This window comes from Pseudomonas parakoreensis (assembly GCF_021602155.1).
In the GTDB taxonomy this organism is placed as follows: Bacteria; Pseudomonadota; Gammaproteobacteria; order Pseudomonadales; family Pseudomonadaceae; genus Aquipseudomonas; species Aquipseudomonas parakoreensis.
In genome coordinates this window covers 71,792-93,787 of record NZ_BQHY01000002.1, presented here as the reverse complement: position 1 = coordinate 93,787, position 21,996 = coordinate 71,792, and the positions used below count along the sequence as shown (strand labels likewise).

At 61.6% G+C, this 21,996-nt stretch carries 14 protein-coding genes; 4 read left to right on the top strand and 10 right to left on the bottom strand.

Going from position 1 to position 21,996, the window contains the following annotated elements:
* Nucleotides 1-67: 67 nt before the first annotated feature.
* The 3 genes from L6D63_RS02945 (at nt 68) to L6D63_RS02935 (ending at nt 2,543) form a co-directional block, all read left to right on the top strand.
* Nucleotides 68-679 (top strand): Yip1 family protein, encoded by a 612-nt coding sequence (locus L6D63_RS02945; RefSeq protein ID WP_121185548.1) that lies wholly within the window; start codon nt 68-70, stop codon nt 677-679.
* A gap of 36 nt (nt 680-715) precedes the next feature.
* On the top strand, nt 716-2,059 hold the full coding sequence (locus L6D63_RS02940; protein ID WP_131670471.1) for a cation:proton antiporter: 1,344 nt from the start codon (nt 716-718) through the stop codon (nt 2,057-2,059).
* 187 nt (nt 2,060-2,246) lie between these two features.
* Nucleotides 2,247-2,543, top strand: a complete 297-nt coding sequence (locus tag L6D63_RS02935) for a hypothetical protein (RefSeq protein ID WP_047294696.1) — start codon at nt 2,247-2,249, stop codon at nt 2,541-2,543.
* A 54-nt stretch (nt 2,544-2,597) separates the two neighbouring features.
* On the opposite strand, the gene L6D63_RS02930 is transcribed toward L6D63_RS02935, so the two are convergent.
* The 4 genes from L6D63_RS02930 to L6D63_RS02915 form a co-directional block, all read right to left on the bottom strand.
* Nucleotides 2,598-3,134 (bottom strand): hypothetical protein, encoded by a 537-nt coding sequence (locus tag L6D63_RS02930; RefSeq protein ID WP_041064140.1) that lies wholly within the window; start codon nt 3,132-3,134, stop codon nt 2,598-2,600.
* Between the two features lie 66 nt (nt 3,135-3,200).
* On the bottom strand, nt 3,201-5,123 hold the full coding sequence (locus L6D63_RS02925; protein WP_131670472.1) for a hybrid sensor histidine kinase/response regulator: 1,923 nt from the start codon (nt 5,121-5,123) through the stop codon (nt 3,201-3,203).
* Between the two features lie 76 nt (nt 5,124-5,199).
* Nucleotides 5,200-7,491 carry an ATP-dependent DNA helicase gene (locus L6D63_RS02920; RefSeq protein ID WP_131670473.1) on the bottom strand — a complete coding sequence of 764 codons (2,292 nt, stop codon included), beginning with the start codon at nt 7,489-7,491 and terminating at the stop codon, nt 5,200-5,202.
* Nucleotides 7,488-9,140, bottom strand: a complete 1,653-nt coding sequence (locus tag L6D63_RS02915; protein ID WP_131670475.1) for a VRR-NUC domain-containing protein — start codon at nt 9,138-9,140, stop codon at nt 7,488-7,490. Before L6D63_RS02915 ends, L6D63_RS02920 begins: the two co-directional genes overlap by 4 nt.
* Before the next feature lie 205 nt (nt 9,141-9,345).
* Between L6D63_RS02915 and L6D63_RS02910 the strand changes: the two genes are divergently transcribed.
* The gene (locus tag L6D63_RS02910; protein WP_047294538.1) at nt 9,346-9,570 is read left to right on the top strand and encodes a YgdI/YgdR family lipoprotein; all 225 of its coding nucleotides are present in this window, start codon (nt 9,346-9,348) and stop codon (nt 9,568-9,570) included.
* A 120-nt stretch (nt 9,571-9,690) separates the two neighbouring features.
* On the opposite strand, the gene L6D63_RS02905 is transcribed toward L6D63_RS02910, so the two are convergent.
* The 6 genes from L6D63_RS02905 to L6D63_RS02880 all read right to left on the bottom strand — a co-directional run bounded on the left by L6D63_RS02905 (nt 9,691) and on the right by L6D63_RS02880 (nt 21,996).
* Complete coding sequence (locus L6D63_RS02905) at nt 9,691-10,065, bottom strand: hypothetical protein (protein WP_047294539.1); 375 nt, start codon at nt 10,063-10,065, stop codon at nt 9,691-9,693.
* A gap of 256 nt (nt 10,066-10,321) precedes the next feature.
* On the bottom strand, nt 10,322-12,175 hold the full coding sequence (locus tag L6D63_RS02900; protein WP_131670476.1) for a polyurethane esterase: 1,854 nt from the start codon (nt 12,173-12,175) through the stop codon (nt 10,322-10,324).
* Nucleotides 12,176-12,372: 197 nt separating this feature from the next.
* Nucleotides 12,373-14,061 (bottom strand): polyurethane esterase, encoded by a 1,689-nt coding sequence (locus tag L6D63_RS02895; protein WP_131670477.1) that lies wholly within the window; start codon nt 14,059-14,061, stop codon nt 12,373-12,375.
* A gap of 56 nt (nt 14,062-14,117) precedes the next feature.
* Nucleotides 14,118-17,204 carry an autotransporter serine protease gene (locus L6D63_RS02890; protein WP_131670478.1) on the bottom strand — a complete coding sequence of 1,029 codons (3,087 nt, stop codon included), beginning with the start codon at nt 17,202-17,204 and terminating at the stop codon, nt 14,118-14,120.
* Nucleotides 17,205-17,507: 303 nt separating this feature from the next.
* Complete coding sequence (eprS, locus tag L6D63_RS02885) at nt 17,508-20,459, bottom strand: autotransporter serine peptidase EprS (RefSeq protein WP_131670479.1); 2,952 nt, start codon at nt 20,457-20,459, stop codon at nt 17,508-17,510.
* Nucleotides 20,460-20,631: 172 nt separating this feature from the next.
* Nucleotides 20,632-21,996 (bottom strand): TolC family outer membrane protein, encoded by a 1,365-nt coding sequence (locus L6D63_RS02880; protein WP_131670480.1) that lies wholly within the window; start codon nt 21,994-21,996, stop codon nt 20,632-20,634.

Sequence of the window (21,996 nt, the reverse complement as noted above, 5' to 3'; positions counted from 1 at the left end):
CCTGGCGGCATGACGTCCCTCCATACCTGTAACAGCCCCAACCGGTCAGCAGGATCAGGAGGTCGTCATGTCCGCCCCTCTTATCAAACTCTTCACCCAGCCCAACTTCGCCTGGACCGACATCCGCCGCGAGGAAGAGGCCCATCCCCGTCACTATCTGGCGCATCTGTTGCTATTGGCGCTGATTCCCGCCGTGTGTCTGTTCCTCGGCACCAGCTATGTCGGCTGGAGTCTGGCAGCTGGCGAGACAGTACGCTTGAGCACCGCCAGTGCACTGCAACTGAGCATTCTGTTGTATGTGGCGATTGTCGCCGGGGTCGCCGTCATCGGCGGGTTCATCCGCTGGATGTCGCGTACGTTCGACGCGCGCCCCACGCTTAACCAGTGCATCGGCTTTGCCGCCTATACCGTGACACCGTTCTTCGTCGCTGGGATCGCCGGCCTCTATCCGAGTCGCTGGCTGGCGATTCTGGTACTGGGGGCCGCTTCGGTGTATTCGACGTTCTTGCTGTTCGTTGGCTTGCCGACGTTTATGCATGAACGCAAGGAACAGGGTCTGCTGTACTCGGCTTGCGTCTGGGGCGTCGGCCTGCTGGTGATGGTGACCATTCTGGTGTCGATGATTCTGCTGTGGTTCAACGTGCTCTCGCCCGAGTACCTGCGAACGACCGTTGGTTAACCGGGTGCCAACGCTATCGTCATTGGACGAGCAAAGATGAGCTTTGCCATCTGGGTCGCGGTACTGGGTGCCGTGTTGCTGACCTTGGCGCTGACCTCGTCGTACCTGCGCTGGATGCCGGTTACCACTTCGGCCGTGTGCCTGTTGTTGGGGATCGGCATCGGCCCCAGCGGTCTGGACCTGCTGAAACTGTCACTGGAAAACGCCTCGGTGTGGATGGAACACCTCACGGAAGTGGCGGTGCTGTTTTCGCTGTTTGTCTGCGGCCTCAAGCTGCGCCTGCCACTGCGCGACAAGCGTTGGCGAATTGCGTTCGGGCTGGCCGGCCCGGTGATGGTGCTGACCATCGCCGGGGTCAGCGTATTGCTGCATTGGGGCCTGCAACTGTCGTGGGGCCCGTCGCTGCTGATCGGGGCGATGCTGGCGCCGACCGATCCGGTGCTGGCAGCGCTGGTGCAGGTCAACGATGCACGGGATGTCGACAGCGTGCGCTTTGGCCTGTCTGGCGAAGCCGGGCTCAATGACGGCATCGCGTTTCCGTTCGTGATGCTCGGTTTGCTGTTGTTGCAGGCCGACGCACAACCCGGCGCACTCACCGATTGGCTGCTGCATGATTTGCTTTGGGCGGTGCCGGTCGGACTGCTGAGCGGTTACTGGATGGGTCGCGGCATCGGTCGGTTGACCCTGTCGCTGCGCATCCGTAACGACGACAGCACCCTGAGCCCGAATGATTACCTGGCACTGTCGCTGATTGCTCTGGCTTACGTCGGCGCAGAGGCGATTGGCGGTTATGGTTTTCTGTCGGTGTTCGCTGCCGGCCTCGGCTTGCGCCAGGAGGAAGTCAAATCCACCGGCGCGAGCCAACCGCCGGCCGAACATCTGGTGCAACCGGTGGTGGGCCATCAGAACATCGAACCGCAGAACGCGGTGCACGGCGATACCGAACGACTGGAAAGCAGTCAGGTCGCCGCCGGTATCATGATGGGCGACATGCTCTCGTTCGGCAGCCTGGTGGAACGGGCCATGGAAGTGTTTCTGGTAACGCTGCTCGGCGTGGTACTGGTGCCGCATTGGGACTGGCGGGCGTTGGTCATCGGCGCGGTGCTGTTTTTCGTGGTACGTCCGGTCTGCGTCGCGCTGATGCCATGGGGTAACTTGCTCGACGGTGGTCAGCGGCTATTGATCGGCTGGTTCGGCATTCGCGGAATCGGCAGTCTGTTTTATCTGTTTTATGCCTTGAACCATGGTCTGAGTCCTTCAGTCGCGACGTTGTGCACCCACATCACCTTGTCGGTGGTGGCACTGAGCATTTTGCTGCATGGCATCAGCACGCAGCCGTTGCTGGCGCGCTACGAGCAACGGCAGAAACGAAAAAACTGATTTTTCCGGTGGGATTATCTTGGGAAATTCATCGAAGTTTTTTCTGAAAATAAATGGATCCCTCTCCAGATTCCGGCAGTCACAACCATAACCCCTCGCTGGATGCACTCGGCGAGGTCCGGCAGGTTCGGTTCCCCTGCGGCTTGCAGCCCATGAAGAGGAATCTTTGGATAACAAGGTCACGGTCATGAAAGAATGCTCGAATCCGGCACAAATCAAGGCTTGCAGGGCTTTGGCCCTGGAACGCAATCGTCAACTGTTCGAAGATGCCCACGCCCTCAACCGCGCCGCTTACGAGCTGCTGGAGGCGGACAATCTGGACCTTGAGCAGTTTGAGCACTATCGAGCAATGCGCCGCAAAGCCGATGCGAAGTTCGCAGAAGCCATCGATCACTTGTGTGTCCTCAACGAGGACTTTCCGCCAATTCCGATGTCCCCGCATCACTCGCAGGCATTGCGTCGGCAGCTTGAAACCGTCGAATAAAGCGCACAAGAAAAAGCCCGGCTGCGAAGTCCGGGCTTTTTCTTTGGGCAGCGCTCAACCCCCGGGGTTGGTCACCTGAATGAACACCGCATAAGCGCCCAGCAGGATCCAGAACGTGGCGAAAATCCACGGCGTGCGCACCGAAAACAACAGCGATTTGCGATAGCCCTTATGGCTGGACTCCATCTCGCTGAACAGTGGCGACTCGTCGTAAGCCATGCCCATGATCGGTTCGCTGCGCAACAACTCGCTCTGTTTGTAATGCCAGTGGTCAATGATGTCGTACGCGGCACGAATTCCCGGCCACGCATTGAGCGAGCTGAGCAGCCCGAGCAGCGCCAGGAATGGCGGCACCACCAGCGTGAACAGTTTGCCCCACTCGGGGTTGAGGTTGGACATGCACGAAGCAAACGCAATCACCAGAAACGACTGCGCGGCCAGATAGGCATCGGTGCGGTTGGCCAGGATGCTGGTTTCGTACTGGATTTCCTTGCGATAGAAATCCAGCCGTTCCTTGGGTGAGCCGAACATCTTGGCATCGTGTTCGGTCAGGTGCTCTTCAGCGCTGGGCTGAGTCAGTATGCGAGGCAAGGGACGCGCGCTCCGGGGCGGGGAAACCTGTTAGAAGGCCCCTGCCCCGGACAAGTTCAGGCGGATTCACTTCATCGACCGGGCAATGATTTCCATCAGGTTCAGCTGGGTGAACGGCTTGGGCAGACGCGGCAATTGCGCGGCAAAACCCTCCAGACGTTCGGCGTAACCGGTCGCGAGGACAATCGGCAGATCCGGTTTGAGCAGACGCACTGCGTGCGCCAATTGCGCGCCGCTCATCTGCGGCATGGCCATGTCGGTGATCATCAGATCGATGACTTCGCCCTGCTCGAACAACGCCAGCGCCCTGGCACCGGAAGTCGCGCTGACCACACGATGGCCAAGGTCTTCAAGCAACAGCGTGGTGCTGGTCAACACCAGCGAATCGTCGTCCACGACGAGCACGCTCAGGCGTGGCACCGTGATGGCTTTGCTGCCTGGCTGCACCCGTGGGGCCTGTGCGCCTTCCGCCGCGACCGGTAACCAGAGTTCGGCTGTCGTGCCTTGTCCCTTTTCGCTCTTGAGGATGAAACGGCCACCGAGCTGCTCAATGAATCCGTGCACCATCGACAGCCCCAGCCCGGTGCCTTTGCCCAGGCCTTTGGTGGTAAAAAAAGGATCCCGGGCCGAGGCCAGCGTGTGCTCGTCCATGCCTTCGCCGGTGTCGCGCAGACTCAGGCACACATAACGTCCCGCCGCCAGGGTCGAATCGCTCGGTTCAAGGACGACTTCCGCCCGGGCGCTGATCACCACGCTGCCGCCATCGGGCATGGCGTCGCGGGCATTGGTTGCCAGATTGAGCACCGCCAGTTCCAGTTGATTGGCATCGGCCAGTACCGGTTCCAGTCCCGCGGGCAGTGAGGTTTCGATACTGATCCCCGGCCCCAGCGAACTGCGCAACAGCCCGGTAATGCCTTGCACAAGGTGCACAATGTCGACCGGTTCGGTCTTGAGTTCCTGACGCCGGGCAAAGGCCAGCATGCGTTGGGTCAGTGAGACGCCGCGCAGCGCACCTTGTGCGGCATTTTCCAGCAGGCGATTGATTTTCGGGTCGTCACCCACACGCTTGCGCACAATCTCCAGGTTGCCGAGGATCACGGTCAGCAGGTTGTTGAAGTCGTGGGCAATGCCGCCGCTGAGCTGACCGATGGCCTGCATCTTCTGCGCCTGCAGCAATGCCTCGCGGGTTTTCTCCAGCGCCTGCTGCGATTCATGGACCTCGGTCACGTCACGGGTAATTTTCGCGAAGCCGAGCAATGTCCCGGTCTCGCCACGAATGGCATCCACCACCACATGGGCGAAGAATCGGCTGCCGTCCTTGCGCACTCGCCAGCTGTTGTTTTCGAAACGCCCTTCCCGCGCCGCGATTTCCAGCGCCCGTTGCGGCTCGCCGCGCTCGCGGTCCTCAGCGGTGTAGAAGACCGAGAAATGCTCGCCGATGATTTCTTCCGGTCGATAGCCCTTGATCCGCTGGGCGCCCTGATTCCAGTTGGATACCCGACCGTCCGGACTGAGCATGTAAAGCGCGTAGTCCGTGACGCCCTGCACCAGCAGACGGAACTGCTGCTCGCTTTGCTTGAGGGTTTCTTCGGCCATTTTGCGGTCGGTCAGGTCGCGGGTGATCTTGGCGAAGCCCAGCAGCGTGCCGTCCGGATCGATGATCGGGTCGATCACCACATGGCACCAGAAATGCGTACCGTCCTTGCGAACGCGCCAGCCTTCGCCTTCGAATCGCCCCTCGCGGATTGCGGTGTCCAGCGCCCGTTGCGGCAAGCCTGCCGCACGGTCCTGCTCGGTGTAGAAGCGCGAGAAATGCTCGCCGATGATTTCTTGCTTCTCGTAGCCCTTGAAGCGTTTGGCGCCCGTGTTCCAGCTGGTGATGATGCCGTCCGGATCGATCATGTAAATCGCATAATCGACCACCGCATCGATCAACAGACGGAAACGCATCTCCTCGATCGCGGCAGTTTTGCTCGGGTTGTCACTCATCAGGTTCACCGCTGGTTTTCATTAGCGCAAGTATGCGGCAATCCGGCGCCATGGGAAGGTGCAAACGCGCGTCAATTCATGACGTGATCAAAGTACTCGTTGCGCAGGAGTCTGTGCCGAGCGACCACCAGCGTGGCAGCAGTTGCTGGATCCGGGGTTCGGCGAAGCGGTCATCGATCAGCATCACCACGCCGCGATCCTCACGCGTACGGATCACCCGTCCGGCAGCCTGCACCACTTTCTGCACGCCCGGATACAGATAGGTGTAGTCGTAACCGGCACCGAAAATCGCCGCCATGCGCCGTTTCAACTGTTCGTTGACCGGGTTGAGCTGCGCCAGTCCCAGGGTCGCGATGAACGCGCCGATCAGCCGTGCCCCCGGCAGATCAATGCCCTCGCCGAACGCACCGCCCAACACGGCGAAGCCGATACCCTGGCTCTCGGCGGTGAACTGATCGAGAAAGGCCTGTCGTTGCCCTTCGGCCATGCCCCGGGACTGCTGCCACAGCTTGATCTGCGGGTGGCGATCGGCAAGCAGCGTCAGTACCTGTTGCAGGTAATCGAAGCTGCTGAAGAACGCCAGGTAATTGCCCGGGCGTTCACTGAACTGGCGAGCGATCAGCTCGACGATAGGTTCCAGCGACGCCTGCCGATGATTGAAGCGCGTGGAAATACGACTGACGATCTGCACCTGCAGTTGTTCGGCACTGAACGGCGATTCGACATCGATCCAGACCGTGTCGACGGGCGTGCCGAGCAGATCGGCGTAATAGCGCCGCGGGCTCAGTGTCGCCGAGAACAGCACGCTGCTGCGCGCCGCTTTCAGGCGCGGGCCGAGGAACGCCGCCGGCACCACGTTGCGCAGGCACAGTTGCGACAGCGGTCGTTTACGCTCGAGGTCGCGCTTGCTGATGTCGAACAGGTAATGCTCGTCGAACAGCTCTGCCACCCGGCCAAACTGCAGCAGGTCGAAATAGAAGGTTTGCAGCGCACTGTCGAGCCCCTGCGGATGATCATTGAGGTAATCGCCAATGGCCGCGCTGCACAGGGACACGGCTTGCAGCAGTTTCTCCGGGGCTTTGTCGTAGGCTTGATACGGCGCCAGTTGCGGCTGATGCAGCGCGTTCCACTCGCGGTTGACCCGTTGCAGGGATTTCTTCAAGGCTTCGGGGGCGGACTTGCGTACGCTGGCCAGCGCGGCCTGATCGAGACTGGCGCTGTACATCGAGCGCCCGCGTTCGACCAGGTTGTGCGCTTCATCGGCCAGCACCGCGACTTTCCACTGGTTGAGCTGAGCCAGACCGAACAGCAGCGCACTGAAATCGAAGTAATAGTTGTAGTCCGCTACCACCACGTCGGCCCAGCGCGCCATCTCCTGGCTCAGGTAATACGGGCAAACCGTGTGCTGACGGGCCACTTCGCGCATCGCCGCCTGATCGAGCAGATTGATCCGGCTGGCCGCTTGCCGGGCGGCGGGCAGTCGATCATAAAAGCCCTGGGCCAACGGGCAGGATTCACCGTGACAGGCTTTGTCCGGGTATTCGCAGGCCTTGTCCCGGGCGACCATCTCCAGCACCCGCAGCGGCAGGTTTTGCGATTGATCGAACAACACCTGACTGGCATCCAGCGCCAGTTTGCGCCCCGGGGTCTTCGCGGTCAGAAAAAACACCTTGTCCAGTTGCTGCGGCGCCAGGGCCTTGAGCAGAGGGAACAACGTGCCGAGGGTCTTGCCGATCCCGGTGGGCGCCTGGGCCATCAGACAACGGCCGGTGCTGACCGCCTTGAACACCGATTCGGCCAGATGCCGTTGGCCGGGGCGAAAGTCGGCATGGGGAAAGGCCAATTGCTGCGCGGCCAGATTGCGCGCCTCGCGATGGGCCATTTCCTGCTCGGCCCAGTTCAGGAACAACCGGCATTGCTGTTCGAAAAAGTCCTGCAAGACTGGCGCACTGAAGGACTCGACCAGACAGGTTTCCTTTTCGCTGACGATGTCGAAATACACCAGCGCCAGATTGATCTGCGCAAGCTCCAGCTTGCGGCACATCAGCCAGCCGTAGATTTTCGCCTGCGCCCAATGCAACTGGCGGTGGTTGGCCGGTTGCTTGCTGAGGTCGCCGCGATAGGTTTTGACTTCTTCCAGGCAGTTCTGCGCCGGGTCGTAGCCGTCCGCCCTGCCCCTGACTTTCAATTGTAGAAACTCGCCTTCCAGCGCCACCTCGCTTTGGTATTTATCGCTGCGCCGCGAGGCCACGGTACGGTGCCCGAGCATGCCTTCGAGCGCTGTCGGCGAAGGGGTAAAACGCAGGTCGAGGTCGCCGGTCTTGGCGGTGAACTCGCACAGCGCGCGGACGGCAATGCTGTAGCTCAAGCGCTCTGCTCCGCCCATTGCACGTAGCACACGGCGACCGGCATCTGGTGTTGGTGGCAGAACTCCAGCCAGCGCAGCTGGTTGTCCTGCAGGCGGTCACCCGGGCCTTTGACTTCGATCATCCGGTAGGTCTTGTGCTGCGGCCAGAACTGGATCAGGTCGGGCATGCCTGTGCGGTTGGCCTTGATGTCGAGCAGCAGGCGATTGAACCAGTGTTTGAGGTGCTGGGGCGGCAAACACGCCAGTGCCTGCTCGAGCAGTTGCTCATTCAACGCGCCCCAGAACACGAACGGTGACTGCACGCCCCATTTGGCGACGAAGCGCTCACGAATGGTTGCGGCGTAACGGCCGTCGTCGAGCTGGTCGAGGCAGGCCTGGAACAGTTCGGCGCGGCGTTGCTGAAAATCTTCATTGAGCAGATCCACCGGCCCGCGCTGGAACGGATGAAAGAACGCCCCCGGCAACGGTGCGAAAATCGCCGGCCAGCACAACAAGCCGAACAGCGAGTTGATCAGACTGTTTTCGACGTAATGCACCGGGCCGCTGTCTTCGTGCAGATGCGCCTGCACGTAGAACTCCACTGACAATCCCGGATCAGTGCGCGGCAGTTGCAGATCAAGGCGCTCGACCGGGCGTGGCGTTGCCCGCTTGAGCGGTGGCCCGCCGAGTTTGCGCCGCAGCCGTGGCAACATCCGTTGCAGGCTCTGCTGTTCGGCGGCGCTTTCCGGCGCCTGTTCGGCAAGCGTCGCGAGCTCCAGCGCCAGTGCGTATTCGCCGCAGCGCTCCAGCACGCGGATCATTCGCTGACGGGCGCCGGGATAGGCACAATCGCGGTAAATGCTCAGCGCCAGGGCGAACTCAGTGATGCGTTCGCAATGCTGGCCGATCTGGAACAACACCTTGCCGCGCCGCCGTTGCAGCCACGGGTTGTCGAATTGCAGTGCGCTGACCTGTTCGACGATGATCTCCAACGGCTCACCGGCCTCGAAGCGTTGCTGGCACTGATGCAGGAACAGGCAGGCGTCCACGTCTTCGCGGCTGCGCAGGCCACGGGAGTCGGCGCAGAATTCGACTTTTTCGTAAGTAAAGATGCCGAGGTCGGCAAGGACGAATTCCGACCAGTCCTGGTACAGGTTGCCGAAGAACATCAGACGCAGACGGTCGCACAGGTCCATGATGGTCAGGCTGAGCAAGCGGTCGCCGAGCGTCGGCGCCCATTCGCAAAGGCTGCGTGATTGGCTGAATTGCCCGGCCAGCACCGGCAGCCAGTCGTCCTTGCGACCCTTGGGCTGTTCGATGAACTGGCCGAACGCCTGCAGCAGTTCAGCCTTGAGCAACACGTCGAACACCTCGGCCACGCTCAACAGAGCCTGATCGTCGAGCCAGCCGTGACTCAACAATGGTTGCGCGGCGTCGCTGATGTCGCCGATTTCCGGGTAGTTGAGTTTGCCGAGGCGGAAATGCACGCCCTTGCGCATGACCATGCGCACCAGCAGCCCCTGCGAAGCGCGCGGCAAGATCTTGAAGTCGCGAATGAAGCCATGCTCGGATTCGCTCATCACATCGGCATAGCGAAGCCCAAGCCAATCAAGCACTTGCCGGAAGTTGTTGAGGTAATAGAACGGATCGTCGAGTGGGTTGGCAGTCACGGGAATTCAGGGCCATGGCGAGCGAGTACTGGTTATGCGTACAGATACCAGCTATGGCCGGTCGCGTGCAAACGGAAAAAGATCAATGGCAGCGGCAATCAGGATTTTTTCAGGGTGCTGTCGAACTTTTCCCGGTTCGATGGCACCAACCGCGTTAGAGACCGGATACGGTCAATTCATATGGAATGAGGTATTTGAGGTGGGTATGAACATCAAGACTCTGGGTCTTCCCCTGGCGGTAGCAGCCTTTCTGGCATTGGCCGGCTGCTCGACACCGACCGTGGTGACCTTGCAGAACGGCACCCAGTATTTGACCAAGGACATGCCGAAAACCAAGAACAAGGACGGGTTCTATGAGTTCGAGGACATTTCCGGGACCAAGGTGAAAGTCCGTTCCGACGAAGTCGCGACCGTACGCAAGGAAGACTGACACCCCGCTTTACCTGTAGGAGCTGCCGAAGGCTGCGATCTTTTGACTTTGATCTTAAAAACAAGATCAAAAGATCGCAGCCTGCGGCAGCTCCTACAGGGAGAGCGTGATCTGTGTGGGTTATTCGAAAGCAGGCAGGCCCACAATGCTGTGATCACAGCTGAAATACTGCTCACCGCGCCGCGCCAGCTCGGCTTGCAGACGTCGGCAGCGCTCCAGATCCTGCTGGGTCATGCGGTCGATGCTCAGGTTGCCGGTGGCTTGCGCCTGTTTGTCGTCACCCCGCCGAAACGTCACGAACGGCTGTTCGGGCTGGATCTGAAACAGGCTTTTCTCTTCGACCGGTTCGATGGCTTCCGTCTTCGCCGGTTTCGGCAGTTGATCGCTGCTGATGCCGTAACGGCTCAGAATCGAGGTTGGCGGCAGATCGGCCCAGGCATTGGCCGATAACAGCGCCAGTCCGACAAATCCGACATACCCCTTGACCCTTCTCACGTGTGCATCTCCTGTACTCAATGGCGGCTGGCTATAGAACGTGTGGGCACGTGCTGGCTTTAGGCCGCTTTTGCTGTTTGCACAGCTTTTGAGTCAGGGTGTGGCTATCGAGTCACTTTTGATACCGAGTAATCCTTCAATCGCGGGCAAGCCCGCTCCCACAGGTTATAGGCCGTTCACAAAGCTTGTGTACGCCACAAAACCCTGTGGGAGCGGGCTTGCCCGCGATGGCGGCCTTAAGGACGCCGCTTCAACCTCAGGCGATCACAATTCCATCGGCACTGAGGCTATTCAGCGCCACCCCGACCAGCGTCACCGAATCACCACCAAACTTCAGCACCGTGTCCTGTCCCACCGTCGAGGCATGGGCGCGGAAGTCATCATTGGGCAACACACCCTGCACGCCAAGGAACACTAGTTTGTCGTTGGCCGTAAAACCCACCACCCGATCCTGACCGAACGCGCCGTTGAACAGGAACGTATCCGCCCCGCCTCCGGACTCCATCAGGTCATTGCCGGCGCCACCGACAAACACGTCGTTACCCGCGCCACCAATCAAGTGGTCATTGCCGTCCAGACCGAACAGCCAGTCGCCGCCGGCATGCGCCTTGAGCGTGTCGGCACCGCTGGTGCCGGTGACACTGGATTCGTACTGGGTGACGTTGCTGCCGACCTTCAAACCGCTGGCCGTGACGCTGTGGGTCACGTCATCCTTGAACAGCCCCCAGAGGAAGCCCGGCTCCTTGGTGACGATGCTGCCGATGTCGCGGGTGATGCTGATCCCGCCGTTGGCGTCGCGGATGTACAGGTTGCCGGCACCGTCGTTGGCGAAGTCGAAGGTGTTCACCGATTTCTGCAACTCGAGGGTGTTGTTGCCGGCGCCACCGAGAATCACGTTGTAGCCGCCAGCATCACGGAACGTGTCGTTGCCGGCGCGCCCTTCGAGGTAGTCATTGCCGCTGCCGCCCTGGATCAGGTCGTTGCTGTCGCTGCCGATGATGAACGTGCTGCCCTTGTGGGTTTCGGCGTTGCGGTTCAGATCCTGTACCCAGGTGTTGGCCCGCGCCGGGTCCGACAGGTTGGCGACGATGATCGTCGAGTCCTTGCTGGTCAGGTCGTAGAACTTCGACTCGATGATCCGGTTCATGCCGTCGCCGTACGCAGTCGGCAGGTGCGAGATCCAGGTCGGGATGTTGAGAATGGAGAACGGCAGCAGATTCCACGCGGTCGAGGCGTAGTGATCGTTGAAGCTGACGATGTTGTCGGTGGCCGATTCCTTGGGCGCGTCGTGCACGCCGACCGAGGCGCCGGTGAAGGTCGAGCCGTCGAGGGCGCGGAACACCGGGTCGTTTTCGTAACCGACGTTGAGCACCTTGTCGGTGCTGCTCTGGGTCGGCGAGGCGTAGGCAATGTAGTTGGAATCGGCGAAGAATCCGCCCCACTTGCCGCCACTCAGGTCAGCCATGCTGTTGACCGCCAGCCCGCCGAGGCTGTGGCCGCTGACCAGCACGTCCTTGCCGCTGAGGCCATTGGCCTTGGCGAACGCCACCACGTCATTCAGTAGATTGCCGAACGCTTCACCGACGTAATTCTTGGCGTAATCCTTGGGGCCGAAAGCTGCCAGCAGATCGTTGATCACGTCGCCGATCGAGTCGAGAATCAGGTTTTCCCGCGGGCCGCTGGTGCCGCGAAAAGCGATGCCGATTTCGGTGAGATGGCCCTGAGCGTCGTACTTGCCCAGAATTTCCACCTGAGCGGTGGTGTAACCGGCCTTCTCGCCGAAGAAGGTTCCGCGCGCGTCGGTCTTGCCGTCGTAGCCCAGTTGCGAGGCGGTGATCGGTGTCCAGCCAGCCTTTTTCACCGCGTCGAGGGCGAGTTTTTCCGAGTCGGGGTTCCACGGAATGCCGGGGATCACCCCTTGCGAATCGGTGCCACCGAGCAGCGCGGTCACCAACGTGGCGGGCAGACCGAGGCCGAAACCGTTGTGCTGATAACCGGCGGCAAAGCCGTTATCGAGGTTGTGATAGGAATACAGCGTGATCGCCATGGCATCGCTGAACAGCGCCTTGGAATCGGCTGTACCGAAGTTCTTGTAGTCATACACACCCATTGCTATTGCCTCTCTTTTGTTGGAATTGTCAGAGATAGCTCACAGCCAGGGCGCCCCTCGCGGGCACGCCCCGGAGCATTTTCACTACTTACACATCAAATCTGTGGGAGCGAGCTTGCTCGCGAAGAGGGAGTGTCAGCTGCCATTTGCTTGGCTGGCACACCGCTTTCGCGAGCAAGCTCGCTCCCACATTAGAGCTAGGCGAAGACGAACGCCGAGTCCGACAGGTTAGCCACTCCCACCCCGACCAGGGTCACGGCATACTCGCCAATCTTCAGCACGGTATCAGCACCGGACTGGGCAACATGCTGCTTGTAGTCGTAGCCCTGCCCCGCGCCTTCGACGCCCATGAACACCAGTTTGTCGCTGCCCTGGTAGCCATTGATCGCGTCGAAACCGAAGGCGCCGCTGAACAGGAAAGTGTTGTTGCCGCCCACCGCCGTCATCACGTCATTGCCGGCGCCGCCGACGAAGGTCACGTGGCCCTTGTCGCTGATCAGCTTGTCATCTCCCCCCAGACCGAACAGCCAGTCACCCTCGGCGCTGGCGTGCAGCGCATTGCCGTACGCATCGCCGTTGAGGGAATGGGTGTACTGGGTCAGTTCGCTGCCATTGGTCAAACCCTTGGCCGTAACGCCCCAGGTGATGTCCTTGCTGCCCCACCACGACCCCGACTCCTTGCTCACCAGCGCACCGATGTCGCGGGTCATGCTGATGCCGCCGTAGGCGTCGCGCACATACAGCGTGCCGTCACCGTCGTTGGCGAAGCTGAAGTTCTGCAGCGGTTTCTGCAGCTCGAACGTGTTGTGGCCCTGACCACCGAGCAGAATGTTAAAGCCACCGTCATCGCGGAACCGGTCATCACCGCCCAGGCCTTCGAGAAAGTCGTTACCGGCTCCGCCCTTGAGCCAGTCGCCGCTCTGGGTGCCGATGATGAAGGTGCTGCCGGTGTGCGGCTCGCCGCTGCGCCCCAAGTCCTCGACCCAAGTCTTGCCCCGGGACGATTCCTCCAGGTTGGAGACGATGAGGGTCGAGTCCTTGTGCGTCAGGTTGTAGAACTTCGAGTCGATGACCCGGTTCAAGCCATCGGCATACCCCAACGAGCCGTGGGCCGACCAGCTCAGCGGATTGACGATGCTGAACGGCACCAGGTTCTGCGCGGTGGAGGCGTAGTAGTCGTTGAAGTTGACGATGTTGTCGGTGGTCGACTCATGCGCCCCGTCGTGCTTGCCCAGCGACCCGCTGCTGAACGTGGTGCCGTCCAGTGCGCGGAACACCGGATCGTTTTCGTAACCGATGTTCAACACGTTGTTGCCGGTGCTGCTCTGGGTCGGCGAAGCGAACGCGATGTAGTTGGCGTCCTTGAAGAACCCGCCCCAGTTGCTGGCGCTCAACTCGGCCACGCTGTTGACCCCGAGGCCACCGAGGCTGTGACCGCTGAACAGCACGTCCTTGGCGGCAATGCCGTTGGCAAGCGCGAACGCGGCAACCGCCTTGAGCAGGTTGTCGAAGGCGTTTTTCGCGTAGTTACTCGCGTAATCCGATGGGCCGATGGCGGCCAGCAGATTGTTCTTCATGTCGCCGAAAGTGTCGCTGTAACCCAGCCCGCCGGTGCCGCGAAAGGCCACGCCGATGCCGATCAATTTGCCGCCGGCGTCGTACTTGCCGAGCACTTCGGCCTCGGCGCTGGTGAAGCCGTCCTTCTCGCCGAAGAACGTGCCCTGCGCGCCGACCTTGCCCTGATACCCCAGCGCCGTGGCGTTGAGCGGTTTCCAGGCGGTCGCCGGCAAAGGCTGGCCGGTGGGCGTGTAGGCATACAGCGTCAGGGCGATGGCATCGCTGTACAACGCTTTGCCATCGGCATTTTTGTAATCGAACAATCCCATGTTGTGCTCTCTCTTCCTTCATGACCGGCAGCCCCTGGAGGGCTGCCGGCACTCCTTTAGAACTGCCAGTCGAGGGTCAGACCCACACCGTGGTCTTTCTCGTTGTTACCGATCAGTCCGTTGTAGTCCAGGTTGACCCGGACATCGCGATTGAGCGCCAGCCCGGCACGGACGCCGACCACGGCCGCATCACGATCCATCGACACACTCTGTACAGTGAACGCGCTGTTGCCATTGGCGAAGGCCAGGTGGCTGTCAGCATCGACACTGCTCAGGTTGTGTTGCCAGCCGAGGGTCGCGCCCAGTTCCAGCTGATGCTTGTCCGACAGGGCGAAGCTGCGCTTGGCGCGTACGCCAAGGGTCGACAGCACCACATCGCGGTTGTCTTCACCGCCCTTGAGCGCCGCGGCATCACCCTTTTCGGTGAAGCTCTCGGTGTTCAAGTGCACGTACGACAGATTGGCGAATGGCTCCACATTCATCGGTTGCAGACGCAGATCGTAGGCCGCTTCGGTGAACACTTGAGTGGTCGCGGCATCGTGCTTGGTTTTCTCTTTGCCATTGACGCCGGCGAACTGCAGATCACGCTTCACGTCCACGCGGTGCCAGCTATACGCCGCACCGGCGGTCAGACGCAGCGCATCGATCTGATGCCCCAGGTACGCACCCAAGTGATAGCTGTCGACCGAGGCCGACGAATGCGTGCCGCTGCCCATGTTCAACGAACTGTCGCTATAACCGGTAACGAAACCCAGACGAGTATCTTCAGCAATCAAGCCGTCGACACCGGCCAGCAGCCCGCCGATGGAGCTGTTGGCGTCGGCATTGTCATGTCCGCCATCGCTCTTGCCCCACGAACCGAGCACCTTGACCCAGGCGTTGCTGCGGTCATCAGTCGGTGCGTTGGCATTGAACAGATCACGCTCACGCAGACGCTCGCCCACCGCTTCACGCAGGTAGCGACTGTCGTTGATCAGCATCGTGCCAATGGCCGGATGAATCTCGCCGGAGAGTTGTTGGAACGCCTGTTGCGCCGACGCCGAATTTGGCGACAGCAGCAAGGTTTCGAACAACGCATTGCCCGCGCCCAGCCCCTCGGCAGCCGCACCGACCGCACGCTGGTTCGGCGTCAGGCCGACACTGGCGAACGACGCGCCGTTGCGCCCGACGTCGAGTTGCACGCCGTTCGCCGAATACGCCAGGGTACCGCCGAGGAACGCGTAGTTCGGCAGCACTTGCCCGAACTGGCCTTGAATGCCACCGGCCGCTTGCAAGATGTTGAACTGAGTGCCGAGCAGACTCTTCACTTCAGTCGTGGTCAGCAAGGTCGGGCTGTTTTCCAGCGACAGACTGACCGTGGCGCCATCGATCAGCGCTTTGCCACCGGCGACGATCTTGTCGCTGCTGGTTGGCGACACTTCCACCGCGTAGGTCGAACCGCGCTCGAAGGTCACGTCACCGGCGACATTCAGCGTGCCGATCGAGTTGCCCGGCGCCACGGTACCGCCACTTTTCGCAGTCAGGGCGCCGATGCGGCCGTTACCGCCGAGGATGCCGCTGTCGTTGACCGTGACCGCCGAAGCCAGCGAGCCATTGATCGCCAGACGCCCCTGATTGACCAGGGTCGGGCCGCTGTAGCTGTTGTTGCCGGTCAACACCAGCGTGCCGATGCCCTGCTTGGTCAGGCCGCCGTGACCGGAAATGTCGTTGCGCCAGGTGTCGAGCCCGCAGGTGATGTCGGTGCAGACGCGCTCGGTCGGTTTGCCCTTGTCGATGATCGCGCCAATGCCCGGCAGGTCCGCAACAAACTGCCCGGAACCGTAGGCACCCTGGATGCGGAATTCTTCCGGAATGTCCTGCTCGGTGACGAACATCGCCGGGCCGTCGATGCCCTTGCGCAGGTTGATCATGCCCCAGCCGTACAAGGCGTCGATGCCCGGTGCGCCAAGGTCGGTGGCGGTGGTACGCAGCACCGTGGCGACCTGGTCACCCGTCATGTACGGGAAGCGCTCCATCAACACCGCCATCGAGCCGGCCACGTGCGGCGCCGCCATCGAGGTACCGTTGTAGTTTTTGTAGCCGGTGGTCAGGTTGTCGGCATTGGTGCCTTCGATGATCGAGCTGAAGATCTTCGTGCCCGGTGCCGAAACGCAGAAGCTCGCGGTGTAACCGCAACGCGAAGAGAACGTACTCATGATGTACGGGTTGGCGCTGGCCAGATCCGGGTTCTTCTGCAACGCGGCGACGGTGATCCAGTTCGGCGCGATGTCCGGCACGAAGTAACCGAGGCCGGCGATGGCGTCCGGGTTGTTCAGGTTGTAATCGTTGCCGGCGGCAAAAATCGTCACGATACCGCTACGGGCGGCGGCAATCGCGCCGTCGTAGGCGCCGCCCGGCTTGGTGCCGAGCAATGTGCGGATTTCGTTGAACTGCACTTGCGCGTCGTTGACGGTGAAGTGCGGATACGCCGGGTCGCGACCGCCAAGGTCGAAACGGTCAGTGATGCCGATGCCCCAACTGTTGTTGATGATCCGCGCGCCGCTGGCGATCAGCGCATCCCATCCGGCCTTGTACACCGCGCCGTCGTTGCCACGCACAATGCCGTCTTCCGGGCCCGGGTCGCCGTTGTCGGCGCTGATGATCTGCGCACCGAACGCCACGCCGTGCATCGGCCCGCCGTCACGGCTGCCGGCGGCAATACCACCGACGTGAGTACCGTGGGCGCCGAGCTTGCCGTCGGAACCGACCGAGGGCGAGCCGTCATAGCGGAACGCGTCCCCGGCTTTGACCGGGATGTAAGGGTCGGTGTATTCGCGGATCCCGCTGGTGACCAGGGTCACGACTTTGTTGGGGCCGGAGAACTCCGGGTGCGCGGCGTACACCGGCTGGTCAAAGATTCCCAGTTTCACGCCTTTACCGGTGTAGCCGGCAGCGTAAGCGGAATCCGCCCCGATGGCGCCCAGGCCCCAATCTGCCTGGAACTCGGCGCTGCGCCAACTGGCGGGATCACCGCTGCGGCCGGTTTCCACGTAAGGCGCCGCGTGCGCGGTGCCCCAGCTGGTCAACGCACAGAGTACGGCGCAATTGAGGGTTTTCATGGCGAAGCGACCGCCCGTTTGCGCGGGGGTATTGTTGTTATTCATCCAGCGACCTTCCTTAGTGTTGTTGCGAAAAATCCGTCTACCAGGCCCACACCCGGGCCCGGGAAATAACGCTTGTGGCGAGGGGATTTATCCCCGATCGACTGCGCAGCAGTCGCACACCCGGACGACTATCGGGGCCGCTTCGCGTCCCATCGGGGATGAATCCCCTCACCACAGGTGTGTGCTCACATCCCCCTGTAGGAGCTGCCGCAGGCTGCGATCTTTTGATCTTGTTGTTAAGAAATCAAAGTCAAAAGATCGCAGCCTTCGGCAGCTCCTACAGGGATAGGCGTACGCCCTCCGTCAGAACTGCCAGTTCAGGCTCAACCCCACGCCATGGCTCTTCTCGCGGTTGGCCAGTTGTCCGTTGTAATCGAGGTTGACCCGTACGTCCTTGCTCAACGCCAGACTGGCTTGCACGCCCACCAGCGCCGCATCACGCACCAGCGCCGAACTTTCAACCGAATACGGCGTGCTGCCGCTGGCGAAACGCAGATGCTGTTCGGCGTCGATGTCACTCAAGCTGTGTTGCCAGCCGAGACGACCACTGACGTCCAGCGCCTGTTGAGTCGACAGATTGAAGCGCTTGACCGCACGCACACCGAGGGTGCTGAGCACTGCGTCGCGCTGATCGCCCGAGCTTTTCAGTGCCGCGGCGTCGCCCTTTTCGGTAAAGCCTTGGGTATCCAGATGCACGTAAGCGAGGTTGGCGAACGGCTCAAGCGCGACCGGTTGCAAGTTCAGGCGATAAGCCGCTTCACCGAAGACCTGCGTGGTGGCCGCATCGACCTTGGCTTTCTGTTTGGCGCTGACGTCGCCGTATTGCAGATCGCGCTTCACATCGGCGCGATGCCAGCTGTAGGCCGCGCCGGTGCTCAGGCGCCAGGCGCCGATGTCATGACCGGCGTAAGCGCCGAGGTGATAGCTGTCGACCTTGGCCGACGAGTGCGTGTCCGAGCCCATGTTCAGCGAGCTGTCGCTGTAACCGGTGACCAGACCGATGCGCGTCTGCTCATCCAGCGCGCCGTCGACACCGGCGAGCAAACCGCCAATCGAGGTGCTGTAGCGCGAGGTGTCGTTACCGGCGTCGGTCGAACCCCAGGCGCCAAGGGCCTTGATCCAGCCATTGCCTGGCGTGGCGTTGGCATCGTGCAGACGTTCACCGACCGCGTCGCGCAACTGGCGGCTGTCATTGATCAGCATCGAGCCCAGTGCCGGGTAGATTTCCCCGCTGAGTTGCTGGAACGCCTGTTGCGCCGAAGCGGCAGACGCTGACAGCAGCAAGCTTTCGTACACCGAGTTGCCGGCGCCCAAACCTTCGACTGCAGTCGCCACCGCACGCTGATTCGGGGTCTGCCCGACGCTGGCGAACGAGGTCGCATTGCGCTGGATGTCGAGCTGAATGGCGTTGGCCGCGTAGTCGAGGTTGCCGCCGATGAACAGGTAATCCGGCAGCACCGCGCCGAACTGGCCCTGAATGCCACCGGCCGCTTGCAGAATGTCGTACGAATGCCCAAGCAGGCTGCGGGTTTCAGTGGTGCTGAGCAGGGTCGGGCTGTTTTCCAGCGACAGGCTGACGGTGGCGCCGCCGATGCGCGCACTGCCGCCGGCAACGATGCGGTCGCTGCTGGTCGGCGACAGCTCCACCACGTAGGTCGAACCGGGGGCGAAGGTCACGTCACCGGTCACGTTCAACGTGCCGATGGAGTTACCCGGCGCCACGCGGCCGCCGCTGTTGGCGATCAGCGCACCGATGCGCCCCGAACCGCCAAGGGTGCCGCTGTCGTTGACGGTCACCGCCGAGGCCAGCGAGCCGTTGACGCTGAGCAATCCGCCATTGACCGTGGTCGGGCCACGGAAGGTGTTGTCACCGGTCAGCAGCAAGCGCCCTGCCCCGGACTTGATCAGGCTGCCCTGATAGATCCGCGTCGCCGCTGCGGCATCACGCGCCATACCGACCGCGTAGTCAGTCTGATCCTGCTGACTCGCGCCGGCCGGGAAACCGTTTTGCCAGCCTTTGTCCTGCAGGATTTGCTGCCAGGCGCGATGTTCGGCGAGGTCTTCGCTTTGCCGCTGAATCAGGGCCTTGTCGGAGATGTCGTTGCTCCACACATCGCTTTGCCCGGCGGCCAGATTGGCATCAAACGCGCCGAGCAGTTGCCCCGGTCCGCGCATCGCCCGACCGAGGTTGGCCACGCCCCAGCCGACCCGTTCGGTCGGCGCATCGGTGACCGCGCCGTCGAGTTGCGTGGCGGTGGTCAGCAGCACTTCCAGCGCCTGCTGGTTGTTCATGTACGGATAGCGTTCCATCACCAGCGCCAGTGCGCCGGTGGCGTGCGGCGCGGCCATCGAAGTGCCGGACTTGATCGCATAACCGCCGCCCGGGATGGTGCTGTCGATCTTCGCCCCCGGCGTGGTGATGCACCAGTATTTGGCGATGCCGCACTGGTTGTACTTCTGCTGATTGCTTTGGTCCAGCCCGGACACCGCCAGCCAATGGCCTTCCAGATCCGGCTGAAAGTACGGCAACGCCGAACGCACGCTGGCGTTCGGGTAGCCGCTGTTGCCGGCACTGAACACGTTGATCACGCCACGGCGCGAGACGTCCGCCGCCGCGTCGAGCCAAGTGCCCTGATTCCAGTGCTGGGCGTACGCGGCGTGCAGATCGGCCAGGGTGCGGTAACTGACATCCGGCGGCTGACTGCCCCAACTGTTGTTGATCGCGCGTACGCCGGCGGCGGCCAACGCGTCGTAGGCCGCTTTGAAATAGCGCGGATCGGGTTTGGGGCCGAACAGGAAACTGTCGTTGTTGTTGGTGTTGCCGACGTAGATCTGCGCGTTGTACGCCACGCCGTGCATGCCGGTGCCGTCACGGCTGGCGCCCATGGTGCCGACCACGTGAGTGCCATGGGAGTCGTTGTTGGGGTTGAGGGTGCCATTGACGTTGAACAGCGAGCCGTCGACGTAACTGCCAGAGGCCATTACCGGGTGATAGCGGTCGCTGGCGAACTCAGGGTGGGCGGCATCGAAGCCGGAGTCGAGGGCGCCGATCTTCACGCCTTTGCCGGTGATACCGGCGGCGTAAGCCTGATCGGCCTGCATCCGCGCCAGGCCCCAGTCGCGCTGGAATTCGGCACTGCGCCAACTGGCCGGATCGCCGGGCTTGCCGGATTCAAGGTACTGCGCGTGGGCTTGCGCGATGGAAACTGCGAGCAACAGGGTGCCGACCGCTGCCGGCTTGATGCGTACGTCCATGTTCACCACTCACTTTTCTTATTGTTTTGCAGGCACTGACAGCCAGATCAAAAGATCGCAGCCTTCGGCAGCTCCTACAGGGATTACAGTTCAGCCAGTCCTTGCTCAATGTAGGAGCTGCCGCAGGCTGCGATCTTTTGCTCTGCTTAAAGCGCCTACAGGATTTTCAGTGTTACTGGGTTTTCGGGCCTTGTCCGAACGCCTCATCCACCCGCGCCAGATCCTGTTCGTTCAAGGTTCCCGCGTAGTAATGCAGTTTGGTCCAGGCCATCAGATAGTCGTAGCGTGCCTGAGCCAGATCGCGGCGGGTGGTAAACAGTTGCTGTTCGGCGTTCAACGCATCGAGGTTCGTCCGTTCACCGCCAAGAATGCTTTGCCTGGTCGACACCACCAGCGCTTCAGCCGACGCCAGGGCCTTCTGGTAGGCGCGCAATTTGTTGACGCCCGACAGGCAGGCGCTGAACTGGCGGCGCAGTTCGATCAAGGTTTCGCGGGTCTTGCCGTCGAGTTCGTATTCCGCCTGCTCCATGGTGCGGCTGGCCTGACGGGTCGAGGCCGACACCCCGCCACCGGCATACAGTGGGACGTTGACTTCAAAGCCGATGGTGTTGGTGTCGTAGCGCTGGTTATAGGTGTTGCCGCTGTCCGATTCAGTCTTGCGGATCGACGCATAGGCACTGACTTTCGGCAGGTGCCCGGCGCGGTTGCGCTCGACTTCGTACTTGGCCACTTCTACCGCTTGCCGTTGCGACGCCAGATTGGGGTTGTTACTGATCGCCAGCTCATGCCAGGTGTCGTAGTTGGCCGGCATCAACGCGAAGGTCTGGAAGTTCTGATCCAGTGGTGCCAGCTCGCTGATATCCACTGTCTGCACGCCGACCAGCGCGCCCAGTTCACGCAGCGCGGCGTCCTGCTCGTTGCGCGCCTCGATCTCTTCGGCGGTCGCCAGTTCGTAGCGCGACTCGGCTTCCAGAATGTCGGTGCGCGTGCCCTCGCCCTGTTTGAACATGTGTTCGTTCTGCTGGAACTGTTGCTCGTAAGCCTTCTTCTTGGCCTGGGCGATGTCGATCTGATCCTGGGCGAACAAGGCCTTGGTGTAGTTGTCCAGCACCCGTACCAGCAGCTCCTGACTCTTGCCGCGAAACGCCTCGTCGGCGAACAGCGACTGCGCCACGCCTTTGCGATACGCCGCATAAGCTTCGTAGTCGAGCAACGGTTGCTGCAAGGTCAGGGTCGAGCCATAGCTGTTGTAGTTGCGGTCTTCGGTCAGGTTGCCGCGAGCGGTCAGTTGCGTGGCCTTCGAGGTGTTGTGACCCCGGTTGTAGTTGTAACCCAGTCTTGGCAACAGTCCGGCGCGGCCGATGATGCGGTTTTCCAGGCCCGCGTCGCGCTCCTTGATCGCGCCGAGGAACACCGGATCGTTGCGCAATGCCTGTTCGTAGACCTCGAATGGCCCCATGGCCGCCAGTGCGCTGTTTCCTGCGAGCAGCGCGAACGCCGCCCCCAACATCGAAAGCTTATTCATACAGCCGAACAT

What these genes read in the sequence shown, in the direction of transcription:
- L6D63_RS02935 (WP_047294696.1), top strand. Translation starts at nt 2,247, where the DNA reads ATGAAAGAATGCTCGAATCCGGCACAAATCAAGGCTTGCAGGGCTTTG.
- L6D63_RS02910 (WP_047294538.1), top strand. Translation starts at nt 9,346, where the DNA reads ATGAACATCAAGACTCTGGGTCTTCCCCTGGCGGTAGCAGCCTTTCTG.
- L6D63_RS02900 (WP_131670476.1), bottom strand. Translation starts at nt 12,175, where the DNA reads ATGGGTGTGTATGACTACAAGAACTTCGGTACAGCCGATTCCAAGGCG.
- L6D63_RS02925 (WP_131670472.1), bottom strand. Translation starts at nt 5,123, where the DNA reads ATGAGTGACAACCCGAGCAAAACTGCCGCGATCGAGGAGATGCGTTTC.
- L6D63_RS02890 (WP_131670478.1), bottom strand. Translation starts at nt 17,204, where the DNA reads ATGAATAACAACAATACCCCCGCGCAAACGGGCGGTCGCTTCGCCATG.
- eprS (WP_131670479.1), bottom strand. Translation starts at nt 20,459, where the DNA reads ATGGACGTACGCATCAAGCCGGCAGCGGTCGGCACCCTGTTGCTCGCA.
- L6D63_RS02945 (WP_121185548.1), top strand. Translation starts at nt 68, where the DNA reads ATGTCCGCCCCTCTTATCAAACTCTTCACCCAGCCCAACTTCGCCTGG.
- L6D63_RS02940 (WP_131670471.1), top strand. Translation starts at nt 716, where the DNA reads ATGAGCTTTGCCATCTGGGTCGCGGTACTGGGTGCCGTGTTGCTGACC.
- L6D63_RS02895 (WP_131670477.1), bottom strand. Translation starts at nt 14,061, where the DNA reads ATGGGATTGTTCGATTACAAAAATGCCGATGGCAAAGCGTTGTACAGC.
- L6D63_RS02880 (WP_131670480.1), bottom strand. Translation starts at nt 21,996, where the DNA reads ATGTTCGGCTGTATGAATAAGCTTTCGATGTTGGGGGCGGCGTTCGCG.